This window comes from Limosilactobacillus sp. DJ3M12 (assembly GCF_947381695.1).
Lineage (GTDB): Bacteria > Bacillota > Bacilli > Lactobacillales > Lactobacillaceae > Limosilactobacillus > Limosilactobacillus kinnaridis.
The window spans coordinates 23284-36485 of record NZ_CANCWY010000012.1 but is presented as its reverse complement, the minus strand read 5'-3'; the positions used below and the strand labels follow the sequence as shown (position 1 = coordinate 36485).

Here is a 13202-nt window from a genome sequence, read left to right as displayed (position 1 = left end):
ATTTAGAAAAATATTCGAATACAAACTAGACCAACTGTCACAATCAATAGCGCCAAGCCAGCCCAAGCATCATTTTTATGCCAAACCAATTGACGATAATGAGTCCGTGGTGCATTAGGATCATACCCTCGTGCTTCCATTGCCGTTGCTAATTCTTCAGCGCGCTTAAACGAGTTGACAAACAATGGGATAAGAATCGGAACTAAATGTTTAATCCGTGTCAAAAGATTTCCAGCGTTAAAATTAATCCCGCGGGCCCGCTGAGCTTTCATAATTTTATTAGTTTCATCCATAATAGTTGGAACAAAGCGTAATGCAATGGAAAGCATTAACGTAATCTGGTTGACAGGAACTTTAATCACTTGTAATGGTTTCATTAACCATGCCAAGGCATCTGCAATTTGAAAAGTTTGCGTAGTGGCAGTTAAGACAGTTGAGGCAGTAATAATCACAATAAACCGATAAAAAATAATTAATGAATTAATAAGGCCGTCACGGGTTATTGCCATAATTCCCCAATGCCAATACGTCTTTCCGCCACTACTAAATAAAATTTGAAACGCTACTGTTATCAAAATAATTAAAAATAACGGCTTAATCCCTTGCCAATATTGTCTTAAACCAACATTACTTAACTTAATTGCCGCAAGGAGCGCTAATAAAAGCCATATAGCAGCTAAAAAATTATTCACGAAGAAAATTAAAATAACGTAAATAATACACATGATTAGTTTTATTCGTGGATCAAGACGATGGAGGATCGATTTTACTGGTACATAACTACCAAATACGATTTTACTATTCATTTTCTTTTTCTCCTCATCGCTTCTGCTATTTCATCTGCTAACACATCAAGCGTAAGCGGTTCTGTATTTTTTAAGGTTATCCCATCTTTACTAAGGAATTGCGCAACCTCGACGGAAACAGGCAAAGTCAATGATAGTTTTTTTAATCGTTGAGCATCCCTAAATAATTGCTGAGGAGTAGTATCCGCAACAACCTGCCCATTGCTCATTGCAATTACGTGGTTAGCATAATAGGCCACCTGCTCCATTTGGTGAGTAACCATTATAATCGTTGTTCCCTTCTCGTTAAGATCTTTAATAAGTTTAAGTAAATCATTAGTTGCTTGAGTATCCAGTCCTGCTGTTGGTTCATCAAGAATTAAAATTTGGGGATCCATTGCTAAAACGCCAGCAATTGCTACTCGCCTCATTTGTCCTCCAGAAAGTGCAAAAGGGGAGTGTGACTTTAATTCTAAGGGCAAATCCACCATTTTTAATGCTTCATCAACTGCTTTTTCAATTTTTTTTGCAGGCCACCCTAAATTATGAGGCCCAAAAGCAATATCCTCCGCAACTGTTTCTGCAAATAGTTGCTGTTCAGGAAATTGGAATACAAAACCGACTTGATGGTGGATTTTACTTAAATATTCAGTTTTTGTCGTTGCATTAATTTCTAAACCTGCTACATTAAGTTCCCCACTACTGGGCTTTATTAATCCATCAATTAATGAAACCAATGTCGACTTTCCACTTCCGGTTTGTCCAATAATAGCAACAAATTCTTGCTCTTTAATTGTTAATGAGACATTATGTAAGGCTTCATTAGTAGAATTAGGATATGTATAGTGGAGTTTTTTTACTGTAATTGCTGCTTTAGCCAATTTTTTAGCTCCTCTAAATTTAAATATCTATTTGGAACATCAATTCCTCGTTCAACCAATAATTTCTGCAGTCGCTGGCTTGCGGGAATTCCTACTCCAATTTCAAGTAATAATTCTTTATCTTTAAGGATTTCCGATGGAGCACCTTGTTTTACAACTTGCGAATCATTTAATACAACTATTTTGTCTGCTAATTCAATTTCTTTAAGATCATGTGTAATTGAAATAATTGAAAGATTATATTCTTTTTTTAATTTTTGTAATAAAGCTAAAATTTCTTGTCGTGCTAAAGGATCAAGCATACTAGTGGCCTCATCAAGGATTATTATCTTAGGCATTAATGCAAGGATTCCTGCAAGTGCTACCCGTTGCTTTTGTCCTCCTGAGAGATTAATAGGAGCTGTGTTTTTATAATCACTCATTCCTACCATCTTTAAGGCTTTATCAATCTTTTCCTCCATTTTATTTCGATCTACTTGTCGGTTTTCAAGTCCGAATGCAACATCGTCAGCAACGGTTGCTCCTACAAACTGATTTTCAGGGTTTTGAAAAACGAATCCAATATGCTGGTGAATCTTGCCTAAAGAACTTTCGTTAACTTGTATTCCGTCAACTTCAATCGATCCTGCAGTAGGACTAAGCAATCCATCAATTAATCGGGCTAATGTACTCTTTCCACTACCATTATGACCAATAATCGCTGTCCAAGAAACTGGTTCAAAATCCAGATTGATATTTTTTAAAACGGGGTATTTACTGTCTGGATATGTAAATACAAGTTTTCGAATCTTTATTCCAGTCACAGTATTTCCTCTTTTCAATATTAGTTAATAAGTATATTTTAGCAAAGTCCACAGAATTATCTATCAAAATTAAATTTAAAATAAAAAATCACTTACCATTGAAGTGCACGAGGGTTTCCCGCATTCAAGCTAGACTAGGGTTTCCCCACCATCGTAACGCTCTATACTATCAATGATAGTGATTCTTTATTACGTATTTAGTTTATGTGAACAAATCAATTAGTCCACTAATTCAAGAATAACCATTGGTGCACCGTCACCACGACGAGGCATAGTCTTCAAGATGCGTGTGTAACCACCGTTACGATCTGCATACTTTGGAGCAAGTTCTTCAAAAAGGTTTTGAAGAGCAGATTGTACACGAATATCATCGCCATCTTCCTTAACATCAGCAACAACATTACGTACAAAAGCGGCAGCCTTACGACGAGAAGCTAAATCACCATGCTTAGCAAGTGTAATCATCTTATCAGCGGTCTTACGAACTTCCTTAGCACGTGCTTCAGTAGTGGTAATACGACCATTAACGATTAAATCTGTGGTTAAATCACGTAATAAAGCCTTACGTTGTGAACTTGTACGTCCTAATTTACGGTAACTCATAAAGTGGTTCCCTCCTTTGCAATTGGTATACTAATTAGTCGTCTTGGCGAAATGAAACACCAAGATCATTTAATTTAAGTTTAATTTCTTCTAACGACTTTTGTCCTAAGTTCCGAACCTTCATCATATCAGACACTGTTCTATCAGTTAATTCCTTAACAGTATTGATACCAGCTCGCTTCAAACAATTGTAAGAACGTACAGAGAGATCAAGCTCTTCAATAGTCATTTCAAGCATCTTCTCTTTGTGTGTTTCTTCTTTTTCAACCATCACTTGAGCATTTTGAGCCGTTTCTGTTAAATCAACAAACATAGCTAAGTGTTCAGTCAAAATCTTCGCACCTAGACTAACTGCTTCAGTTGGTGTTAATGAACCATCAGTCCAAACATCCAGCGTCAACTTATCATAATCGTTACGTTGACCAACCCGTGCATTTTCAACAGTGTAATTTACACGTTCAATTGGGGTATAGATGGAATCAATCGGTAAAACACCAATTGCTAAATCATCCATCCGGGCCTTATTATCGTTAGCAGAAAGGTAACCACGACCCTTATCAGCAGTTAACTTGATGTGTAATTCTGCGCCATCAGCAACAGTTGCAATATGCAGATCAGGATTTAAGATTGTAACTTCATTATCACCCTGGATATCACTTGCAGTTACTTCAGCAGGTCCTTTAACATCTAATTCAAGATTCTTTTGATCCTCAGAATCAAGCTTCAAAGAAACTTTCTTAAGGTTTAGGATAATCTGCGTAACATCCTCAGTTACACCTTCAACAGTGCTAAATTCATGTAAAACACCATCAATTTGCATACTCGTAATCGCTGCACCTGGCAAAGATGCAATTAATACACGCCTTAACGAGTTACCGAGAGTGGTTCCATAACCGCGCTCAAGTGGTTCTACGACAAACTTACCGTAGTTATCTGTTTCTTCAACTTTGTGAATATTTGGCTTTTCAAATTCGATCATTCTATCCTTGTACCCCTTTCAAAACGTGGTTCGTATTTGAGACAAAAAGGCAATTGATGGAAATAATTGTCTCCAGCAATGTCAATTAAACACGACGACGCTTTGGAGGACGAGAACCATTGTGAGGAACAGGTGTTACATCACGAATAGCAGTAACTTCCAATCCAGTTGCTTGAAGTGCACGGATAGCAGCTTCACGACCTGAACCTGGACCCTTAACTTCAACTTCAACAGTCTTCATACCATGTTCCATAGCTTGCTTAGCAGCAGCTTCTGATGCCATTTGAGCAGCAAATGGAGTGGACTTCCGACTTCCCTTAAAGCCTAAAACACCAGCTGAAGACCATGCTACAGCGTTACCTTGAACGTCAGTAATCATGATCAAAGTGTTGTTAAATGTTGAGTGAATGTGCGCAACACCAGTTTCAACATTCTTTTTTGCACGACGCTTACGCGTACCTTTTTTGGTTGCCATATCTAGTACTAACCTCCTTTTTTATAAAGTTAAACTACTTCTTCTTATTAGCGATAGCTACAGCCTTACCCTTACGAGTACGAGCATTGTTCTTAGTGTGTTGACCACGAACAGGTAGGCCACGACGGTGACGCATACCACGGTATGATCCAATTTCTTGAAGACGCTTGATATTCATTGAAACTTCACGCCGTAAATCACCTTCAACTTGAATTTGATCTACTTGTGCACGAATCTTTTCTTCTTGATCTGGAGTTAAATCACGAACACGGATGTCTTCTGATACACCAGCATTTTCAAGAATCTTCTTAGCAGTAGAATCACCAATACCAAAAATATATGTTAAGCCGACTACGATTCGCTTGTCACGAGGTAAATCGACACCTGCAATACGAGCCATGAGCTACACCTCCATTTCTCTATAAAATAAATTACTTACCTTGACGTTGCTTATGCTTTGGGTTAGCAGAGCAAATAACCATAACACGACCGTTACGCTTAACGATCTTGCAGTGCTCACACATCTTTTTAACAGATGGTCTTACTTTCATTCTAAAATCCTCCTATTGAGAGTAATTGATCAATAACTACTTGAACCGGAAAGTAATCCGACCCTTTGTAAGGTCATATGGAGACATTTCTACTTTAACACGATCCCCTGGTAAAATTTTAATGTAGTGCATCCGAATTTTACCAGAAACATGTGCTAAAATTTCTGCTCCGTTTTCCAATTCAACTTTAAACATTGCATTAGGCAAAGTTTCAGTTACTTTACCTTCTACTTCAATTACATCGGCTTTTGCCACGAAATAGTACCTCCTTACCTATTCTAGATATTACGTAAAAATGGTGGAAAGTATAAAACTTCCCACTACTCAGATAGATAAACCTTGCATAGTTTAGCATATGTTTACAAACTTCGCAAGAGATAACTATTATCTAGTTTAGGTTTGTTAATACTTTCTTGATATCTTCGTAAACTTTATCGATATCTTGTTCACCATTAATTTCGTGCAAAACACCTTTCTTTTGGTAATAGTCTACCAGTGGTGTGTTCAACTTAATATTAACATCTAGACGATTCTTAACCGTTTCAGGCTTATCATCATCACGCTGATAAAATTCATGATGACCACAAACGTCACATGTGCCTTCAACTTTAGGAGCATTGTAAAGCTTATGATACGTTGTTCCACAGTTACGGCAAATAAAACGTCCACTTAAACGTTCTACCAATACATCCGGTTCGACGTGAATATTGATCACAGCATCAAGATGCCGATTACTCTCTGCTAACATCTTATCCAAAGCTGCTGCTTGGTTAAGATTACGAGGAAATCCATCCAGCATAAAGCCATCTTTAGTATCATCTTGAGCTAACCGTTCCTTAACGATACCGTTAGTAACTTCGTCCGGAACAAGTTCACCTTTATCAATATATTTCTTAGCTTCAATTCCCATGGGAGTTTCATTTTTTATGGCTGCCCGAAAAATATCTCCAGTTGAGATATGAGGAATTGGAAAATCTTCAACGATCTTTTGAGCTTGAGTACCTTTACCGGCACCTGGAAGACCCATTAATACAAGATTCATACTCATTAGTCATTTCCTCCTTTAGGTTCTCGAATAAATCCAATATATTCGCGCTTCATTGTTAGTCCGTTTAACTGCCGAACAACATCTAAAGCAATTTGTACGATAATCAGTAAGCTTGTACCACCTAAACCAATTGACTGACTTAGGTTCCATACGTTACTTGCAATTAACGGAATTAAGGAGATCAATCCTAAGAATAATGAACCTACTGTACTCAATCGCATTAACAATGAAGAAATATAGTCTTGTGTACCCTTTCCAGGACGCACTCCAGAAATATAACTTCCTTGCTTTTGCAAATTCTCAGCAAGTTTTTCTGGGTTAACCTGAACAAAGGCATAGAAAAAGGTAAATACAACAATCAAAAATACATACAGTGCGATCCCAGGACCAGATTGCATGTTAAAAATGGTCGTCATGATTTGATACCAACTATCCCCACCATGGTTTTGCTGGAAAGCCATAAGAATAGTTTGCGGGGTTGAGATAAAAGAACCAGCAAAAATAACAGGAATAACACCTGATACGTTAATCTTCAAGGGAAGATAACTACTGGATGGTGAAGTAGTGGTTCGTCTTGTGTATTGAATTGGTAGACGTCTTTCTGCCTGTTGTACCCATGTCACAAACGCTACAATAATTAAAATTGCAACAATAACAAGAGTAACAAATCCAATTCCCATCCATAAAGCAGAACCAGATTCACCAGCAATTTGGTCATCCCATAACTGACGAATTCCACCTGGCATTTGCGCAACAATACCAGCAAAAATTAACATGGAAACACCATTACCCAAGCCACGTTCAGTAATCATGTCTCCCATCCAAGTAGCAAACATTGTACCTGCAGTTAAAATTAAACCGATTGTTAAATACGTTTGAACACCAGGGTGATTAACCAAACGAATAGTACTCAATGCATTAAACCCGGCGGTAATACCGATTGATTGGATAAATCCAAGTACAATCGTTAACCATCGGGTTGCTTGATTAAGTTTTCGCCGTCCTACTTCTCCTTGTTTACTCCATTCAACAAAACGCGGAACAATATCCATTTGTAATAGTTGAACAACAATTTGCGCAGTAATATATGGAGAAACTCCCATTGCAAATAAAGAGTAATTCTCCAATCCACCACCACTAAAGGTATTGAGGATTGATGCTAAACCGGTTGAGGAGATTTCCTGCAAAGCAGCAGCGTTAACTCCAGGAACGGTAATCGCTGCCCCAATCCGATAGACAATCAATACAAACAATGTAAAGAAAATCTTTTTACGGATATCTTTTACCTTGAATGTATTTTTGACGGCTGTGAACAAACTACATCACCTCAGTTTTACCACCAGCAGCTTCAATTGCAGAAACTGCAGAAGCAGAAAACTTATTAGCCTTAACAGTTAATTTCTTTTCAAGCTTACCGCTACCAAGAATCTTGATGTCGCTCTTCAAGTTCTTAACTAAGCCACTTTCCATCAATAATTGTGGAGTAACTTCTGTACCATCATCAAACTTGTTTAATGATGCCAAGTTAACAATTGCGTATTCTTTCCGGTTAATGTTGGTAAATCCACGCTTTGGAATTTGCCGGTAAAGTGGCATTTGACCCCCTTCAAATCCTAAACGGGTCTTTCCATGAGCCTTTTGCCCTTTAGTACCACGTCCAGATGTAAAACCGTGTCCTGATGAAAGTCCACGACCCTTACGAAGACGCTTAGAACGAGAACCAGCAGCTGGCTTCAATTCGTTTAACTTCATTAGTAGGCACCTCCTTATTATTTAATTTTAATTACTTAACTTCTTCAACAGAAACCAAGTGAGCGATCTTAAAAATTTGACCGCGTGTTGCCGCATTATCTGGTAAGATAACTGAGCTATTGATCTTACCTAATCCCAATGCCTTAACAGTACGACGTTGAGTAGGTTGTCGGTGGGCAACACTGTGAATTAAGGTAACTTTTACTTGAGCCATAATTTAGTGCCCTCCTTATTCTGCTAAGTGGTCTACTGAAACACCACGTAACTTTGCAACTTCTTCAGCGTTCTTTAATTGCTTCAAACCTTCAAATGTTGCACGAACAACATTAACAGGTGTGTTAGAGCCAAGACGTTTAGAAGTAACGTCCGCAACACCGGCAAGGTCCATAACATTACGAACCGCACCACCGGCAGCAACTCCAGAACCTTCAACAGCTGGCTTTAACATGATCTTTCCACCGCCGTATACACCAATAACTTCGTGTGGAATAGTAGTTCCAACGATAGGAACAGTAATCAAGTTCTTTTCAGCAGCTGCTTGAGCTTTACGAATAGCTTCTGGAACTTCTTGAGCCTTACCAGTACCAAAACCAACATGACCTTTACGGTCACCAACAATTACTAAAGCAGCGAAACGCATACGACGCCCACCTTTTACAACCTTAGTAATCCGGTTGATGGCTACAACTTGATCGTCTAAATCCAACTTTGCTGGATCAATGAATTCTGATGATGCCATTGCAGGTTATTCCTCCTTTTTTTAGAATTTAAGTCCGTTTTCACGAGCAGCTTCAGCCAAGGCTTGAACACGTCCATGGTAAAGGTATCCACCACGATCAAACACAACTTCAGTAATGTTCTTTTCGTTAGCGCGTTTAGCAATTAATGCTCCTACACCACTAGCTTGTTCAGTCTTAGTCTTTCCACTTACTTCACTATCATTTGTGGAGGCACTTGCGAGCGTCACACCCTTTACGTCATCAATTAATTGAGCGTAAATGTTTTTGTTTGAACGGTAAACACTTAAGCGTGGGCGCTCCGCAGTACCAGAAATCTTACCGCGAACGCGTAAATGACGACGTTGACGGATCTTGTTCTTGTCTGGTTTAGAAATCACAACAGTCACCTCTTATTATATTAATTATATTAAATAAAAGAATGTTAAATAATCTTTTCAGATTACTTACCAGTCTTACCTTCCTTACGGATAATGTGTTCGTTTTCGTAACGAATACCCTTACCTTTGTATGGTTCAGGTGAACGTACAGCACGAACTTCAGCAGCAAAATTACCAAGGTGTTCCTTGTTAATTGAGCTTAATTCGATAGTAGTATTGTCAGGTACGTTAATTTCAACATCTTGTGGCTTATCCATTTCAACTGGGTTTGAGTAACCAACAGTTAAAATCAACTTGTTACCTTTGAGTTGAGCACGGTAACCAACACCAACAAGCTTAAGAACCTTCTTGTAACCATTAACAACACCTTCAACCATGTTGTTAACATTAGCACGAGTAGTTCCGTGTAACATCTTTAACTTATTAGTATCAGCATCACGATCAAACTTTACAACGTTACCATCAATAGTCATTTTGATTAATGGTGAAATTTCACGAGATAAAGTACCTTTAGGACCTTTAACAGTAACTACATTACCATCTTGAGAAATTTCAACACCACTTGGCAAATCAATTTCTTTGTAACCAATACGACTCATCTTTGCACCTCCTATCTAATATTCGTTTTTTACCAAACGTAAGCGATAACTTCGCCACCAATTTTCTTGGCACGAGCAACTTTATCAGTAACAACACCTTCAGATGTTGAAATGATAGCAATACCTAATCCATTAAGAACCTTAGGCACAGCATCTGACTTAACGTATGTACGTAAACCAGGCTTAGAAATGCGCTTTAAGCCAGAAATAACACGTTGACCGTCATTACCGTACTTTAAGAACACACGGATGATGCCTTGCTTGTTATCATCAACGTATTCAACATCGCGAATGAAACCTTCGTTTTTTAAGATTTCAGCGATGTCCTTCTTCATCTTTGATGCAGGTGCTTCTACTGATTCGTGTTGAGCCATGTTAGCATTACGAATACGAGTTAAGAAATCTGCAATTGGATCACTCATAGACATCGATGTTTTCCTCCTTTTGTCGGTTTTTTTTGTTTACCAGCTAGCCTTCTTCAAACCAGGAATTTGTCCTTTGTGGGCAAGTTCTCGTAAGCAAATCCGGCATAGGTGGAATTTACGGTAAACAGAGTGCGGACGTCCACAACGTGCACAACGCGTGTATTCACGACTTGAGAACTTAGCTGGACGGTTGCACTTAGCAATCATTGATTTTTTAGCCAATTTGTGGAACCTCCTTTATTTAGCAAACGGCATACCGAGTTGAGCAAGTAATTCGCGGGATTCTTCGTCAGTTTGTGCAGTTGTTACAATAACAACATCTAAACCACGAACTCGGTTAACTTTATCATAATCAATTTCTGGGAAAATTAATTGTTCATGGATACCAAGAGTGTAATTACCACGACCATCAAATGCCTTGTTACTTACACCATGGAAATCACGAACTCGTGGCAATGCCACATTAACTAATTTATCTAAGAAATCATACATACGTTCACCACGCAAGGTTACCTTAGCACCAATTGACATACCTTCACGAAGACGGAAACCAGCAATTGATTTCTTAGCCTTAGTAATTAAAGGCTTTTGACCAGAAATCAAGCCAAGTTCTTCAACAGCTTCATCAAGATTCTTGGAGTTAGTAGTTGCATCACCAACACCCATGTTTAAAACGATTTTGTCAATCTTTGGTGCTTGCATAACTGAAGAGTAGTTAAACTTTTCAATTAATGCTGGACGAATTTCATTTTCGTATTTAGCTTTCAAACGGTTTTCCATTAGAAGTTATTCCTCCCTTCCTTAAAAATTAGTCAAGTGTCTTACCTGACTTCTTCGCAACACGAACCTTCTTACCATCAACGAACTTGTAACCTACACGAGTTGGTTCATTTGTTGAAGGATCAATCAGCATTACGTTTGAAGCATTAATTGCAGCTTCTGTATCAATAACGCCACCATTAGGGTTTGAGTTGCTTGGTTTTTGGTGTTTCTTAACGATATTTACACCTTCAACGATAACGCGGTTTTGAGAAGCAAGTACCTTTTTAATAGTACCTTCTTTGCCTTTATCCTTACCAGCGATTACGCGAACCTTATCACCTGTTTTAATGAACATGTTGATTGTGCACCTCCTTATTTTCGGTAAAATCTTTAGAGAACTTCTGGAGCTAATGAAACGATCTTCATGAAGTCGTCTCCACGAAGCTCACGAGCGATTGGGCCAAAAATACGGGTACCCTTAGGGCTCTTGTCGTTGTTAATTAAAACAGCGGCATTTTCATCAAACTTAATGTATGAACCATCCTTACGGTGAATACCATGTTTAGTCCGTACAACAACGGCCTTAACAACGTCACCCTTTTTGACAACGCCACCTGGTGTTGCCTGCTTTACAGTAGCAACAATGATGTCACCAATATTACCTGTTTTAACTCGGGAACCACCTAAAATCTTAATAACTAAGATTTCACGAGCACCGGAGTTATCAGCGACCTTCAACCGACTTTCTTGTTGAATCACGGTTAATGTCCTCCTTCCATTTACAAATAAGAATTAGAATACGAATAATTTTTAGAGTTATCTGCTAAATTAAAGGGTAGCAGCTTTTTCGACAATCTTTACAAGACGGAAACGCTTCTTAGCTGATAATGGCCGAGTTTCCATAATTTGTACAGTGTCGCCGGTCTTAGCTTCGTTGTTTTCATCGTGAGCATAGTACTTCTTTGAGTACTTAACACGCTTACCATAGATAGGCGCACTCTTGTAAGTATCAATTACAACAGTGATAGTCTTATCCATTTTATCAGAAACAACGTGGCCTTGGTAAACCTTACGTGCATTACGTTCTTCACTCATGCGCTAATCCTCCTTTTCGTATTCTTATTTGTTTAATTCTTGTTGACGAAGAACTGTCTTAACCCGTGCAATATCTTTGCGTACTTGCTTAAGACTTGCAGTATTTTCCAACTGGCCGGTTGCTAATTGGAAACGTAAGTTAAACAATTGTTCCTTCAGTTCCTTTTCACGGTCAAGTAGCTTATCAGTGGTTAATCCATTCAGTTCTTGTACATAATCTTTACTTTTCATTAGATTGTCCACCTACTTCCTCACGTTGTACGATCTTAGTGCGAACTGGCAACTTGTGACCGGCAAGACGTAAAGCTTCACGAGCGACTTCTTCAGAAACGCCCCCTACTTCAAACATTACCTTGCCACGTTTTACTGGAGCAACCCATCCTTCAGGAGCACCTTTACCGTTACCCATCCGGACCCCAACACCTTTACTAGTGTATGAGAGTTGTGGGAAGATTTTAATCCAAACTTTCCCACCACGCTTCATGTAACGCGTCATAGCGATACGAGCAGCTTCAATTTGACGGTTGCTAATCCAATGTGAATCAAGAGCTTGTAAACCAAATTCACCAAAAGTAACAGTTTTACCACCCTTAGCTTCACCGCGCATATGACCACGTTGAACCTTACGGTGCTTTACACGTTTTGGTACTAACATGTGTTACTTCCCTCCTTGTTCATCATTGTTTGAGTTCTTCTTAGTAGGAAGTACTTCACCACGGTAAATCCAAGTCTTTACGCCAAGAACACCGTATGTAGTGTTAGCTTCGTCCCAAGAATAATCGATATCAGCACGGAGTGTATGCAATGGAACAGTACCATCTGAGTATGATTCGATCCGTGACATATCTGCACCGTTCAAACGACCAGCAACTTGAGTCTTAATACCCTTAGCCCCAGCACGCATAGCACGTTGCATAGCTCCACGCATAGCACGACGGAAAGCAATACGAGCTTCTAATTGCCGTGCAATACTCTCACCAACAAGGTGAGCATCTAAATCTGGCTTCTTGATTTCCACAATGTTAATGTGAACACGTTTACCAGTTAATTTGTTAAGTTCTTTACGAAGTGCTTCAACTTCTGAACCACCTTTACCAATAACCATTCCTGGCTTGGCAGTATGAATTGATACGTTTACGCGGTTAGCTGCACGTTCAATTTCAACGGTTGATACAGAGGCATCAGCAAGTCGCTTTTCAATATACTTACGGATTCGAAGGTCTTCGTTAAGGTAATCAGCAAAGTCCTTGTCAGCGTACCACTTTGCAGTCCAATCACGAATGACCCCAACACGAAAACCATTAGGATTGATCTTTTGACCCACTAT

At 38.9% G+C, this 13202-nt stretch carries 25 protein-coding genes; all 25 read right to left on the bottom strand.

From position 1 onward, the window contains the following. Positions 1-2: 2 nt before the first annotated feature. Positions 3-806 (bottom strand): energy-coupling factor transporter transmembrane component T family protein, encoded by an 804-nt coding sequence (locus QOS06_RS07245; protein ID WP_003672674.1) that lies wholly within the window; start codon positions 804-806, stop codon positions 3-5. Beyond that, entirely contained in the window at positions 803-1666 is an 864-nt protein-coding gene (locus QOS06_RS07240) for an energy-coupling factor transporter ATPase (RefSeq protein WP_003672676.1), read from the bottom strand. The genes QOS06_RS07245 and QOS06_RS07240 overlap by 4 nt, the downstream gene beginning before the upstream one ends. Beyond that, positions 1642-2469, bottom strand: a complete 828-nt coding sequence (locus QOS06_RS07235) for an energy-coupling factor transporter ATPase (RefSeq protein WP_003672677.1) — start codon at positions 2467-2469, stop codon at positions 1642-1644. Before QOS06_RS07235 ends, QOS06_RS07240 begins: the two co-directional genes overlap by 25 nt. A gap of 219 nt (positions 2470-2688) precedes the next feature. Then, the gene (gene rplQ / locus QOS06_RS07230) at positions 2689-3072 is read right to left on the bottom strand and encodes a 50S ribosomal protein L17 (RefSeq protein ID WP_003664528.1); all 384 of its coding nucleotides are present in this window, start codon (positions 3070-3072) and stop codon (positions 2689-2691) included. Between the two features lie 34 nt (positions 3073-3106). Continuing rightward, positions 3107-4051: a DNA-directed RNA polymerase subunit alpha gene (locus QOS06_RS07225; protein WP_003664530.1), complete on the bottom strand. Its 945-nt coding sequence runs from the start codon at positions 4049-4051 to the stop codon at positions 3107-3109. An 85-nt stretch (positions 4052-4136) separates the two neighbouring features. Next, on the bottom strand, positions 4137-4526 hold the full coding sequence (gene rpsK, locus QOS06_RS07220; protein WP_003664532.1) for a 30S ribosomal protein S11: 390 nt from the start codon (positions 4524-4526) through the stop codon (positions 4137-4139). Between the two features lie 34 nt (positions 4527-4560). Then, on the bottom strand, positions 4561-4926 hold the full coding sequence (rpsM, locus tag QOS06_RS07215) for a 30S ribosomal protein S13 (RefSeq protein ID WP_003672679.1): 366 nt from the start codon (positions 4924-4926) through the stop codon (positions 4561-4563). 31 nt (positions 4927-4957) lie between these two features. Next, positions 4958-5077, bottom strand: a complete 120-nt coding sequence (rpmJ, locus tag QOS06_RS07210) for a 50S ribosomal protein L36 (protein ID WP_003664535.1) — start codon at positions 5075-5077, stop codon at positions 4958-4960. A 36-nt stretch (positions 5078-5113) separates the two neighbouring features. Beyond that, complete coding sequence (infA, locus tag QOS06_RS07205; RefSeq protein ID WP_003664537.1) at positions 5114-5332, bottom strand: translation initiation factor IF-1; 219 nt, start codon at positions 5330-5332, stop codon at positions 5114-5116. 133 nt (positions 5333-5465) lie between these two features. Continuing rightward, positions 5466-6119 (bottom strand): adenylate kinase, encoded by a 654-nt coding sequence (locus QOS06_RS07200; RefSeq protein WP_278930513.1) that lies wholly within the window; start codon positions 6117-6119, stop codon positions 5466-5468. Between the two features lie 5 nt (positions 6120-6124). Beyond that, positions 6125-7441 carry a preprotein translocase subunit SecY gene (gene secY, locus QOS06_RS07195; RefSeq protein WP_003672683.1) on the bottom strand — a complete coding sequence of 439 codons (1317 nt, stop codon included), beginning with the start codon at positions 7439-7441 and terminating at the stop codon, positions 6125-6127. A gap of 1 nt (position 7442) precedes the next feature. Then, positions 7443-7877, bottom strand: a complete 435-nt coding sequence (rplO, locus tag QOS06_RS07190; RefSeq protein WP_098046268.1) for a 50S ribosomal protein L15 — start codon at positions 7875-7877, stop codon at positions 7443-7445. 31 nt (positions 7878-7908) lie between these two features. After that, positions 7909-8091, bottom strand: coding sequence for a 50S ribosomal protein L30 (gene rpmD / locus QOS06_RS07185; RefSeq protein WP_003664541.1), 183 nt, complete (start codon positions 8089-8091; stop codon positions 7909-7911). A gap of 15 nt (positions 8092-8106) precedes the next feature. Continuing rightward, positions 8107-8616: a 30S ribosomal protein S5 gene (gene rpsE / locus QOS06_RS07180; RefSeq protein ID WP_003664542.1), complete on the bottom strand. Its 510-nt coding sequence runs from the start codon at positions 8614-8616 to the stop codon at positions 8107-8109. Positions 8617-8637: 21 nt separating this feature from the next. Continuing rightward, a complete protein-coding gene (rplR, locus tag QOS06_RS07175; protein ID WP_003664543.1) occupies positions 8638-8994 on the bottom strand; it encodes a 50S ribosomal protein L18 in 357 nt (118 codons plus the stop codon). Between the two features lie 62 nt (positions 8995-9056). Then, on the bottom strand, positions 9057-9593 hold the full coding sequence (gene rplF, locus QOS06_RS07170) for a 50S ribosomal protein L6 (protein WP_003672687.1): 537 nt from the start codon (positions 9591-9593) through the stop codon (positions 9057-9059). Positions 9594-9622: 29 nt separating this feature from the next. Then, entirely contained in the window at positions 9623-10021 is a 399-nt protein-coding gene (gene rpsH, locus QOS06_RS07165; RefSeq protein ID WP_003664546.1) for a 30S ribosomal protein S8, read from the bottom strand. Between the two features lie 33 nt (positions 10022-10054). Beyond that, entirely contained in the window at positions 10055-10240 is a 186-nt protein-coding gene (locus QOS06_RS07160; RefSeq protein ID WP_003664547.1) for a type Z 30S ribosomal protein S14, read from the bottom strand. Positions 10241-10255: 15 nt separating this feature from the next. Beyond that, positions 10256-10798, bottom strand: coding sequence for a 50S ribosomal protein L5 (rplE, locus tag QOS06_RS07155; RefSeq protein ID WP_003668784.1), 543 nt, complete (start codon positions 10796-10798; stop codon positions 10256-10258). A 28-nt stretch (positions 10799-10826) separates the two neighbouring features. After that, the gene (gene rplX / locus QOS06_RS07150) at positions 10827-11135 is read right to left on the bottom strand and encodes a 50S ribosomal protein L24 (RefSeq protein ID WP_003664549.1); all 309 of its coding nucleotides are present in this window, start codon (positions 11133-11135) and stop codon (positions 10827-10829) included. 35 nt (positions 11136-11170) lie between these two features. Continuing rightward, positions 11171-11539, bottom strand: a complete 369-nt coding sequence (gene rplN / locus QOS06_RS07145) for a 50S ribosomal protein L14 (RefSeq protein WP_003664550.1) — start codon at positions 11537-11539, stop codon at positions 11171-11173. A 69-nt stretch (positions 11540-11608) separates the two neighbouring features. Further along, complete coding sequence (rpsQ, locus tag QOS06_RS07140) at positions 11609-11875, bottom strand: 30S ribosomal protein S17 (RefSeq protein WP_003664551.1); 267 nt, start codon at positions 11873-11875, stop codon at positions 11609-11611. 24 nt (positions 11876-11899) lie between these two features. Next, entirely contained in the window at positions 11900-12106 is a 207-nt protein-coding gene (gene rpmC / locus QOS06_RS07135) for a 50S ribosomal protein L29 (protein ID WP_003664552.1), read from the bottom strand. After that, complete coding sequence (rplP, locus tag QOS06_RS07130) at positions 12096-12530, bottom strand: 50S ribosomal protein L16 (protein WP_003664555.1); 435 nt, start codon at positions 12528-12530, stop codon at positions 12096-12098. The genes rpmC and rplP overlap by 11 nt, the downstream gene beginning before the upstream one ends. A 3-nt stretch (positions 12531-12533) precedes the next feature. Continuing rightward, entirely contained in the window at positions 12534-13199 is a 666-nt protein-coding gene (gene rpsC / locus QOS06_RS07125) for a 30S ribosomal protein S3 (RefSeq protein ID WP_003664556.1), read from the bottom strand. Positions 13200-13202 lie beyond the last annotated feature (3 nt).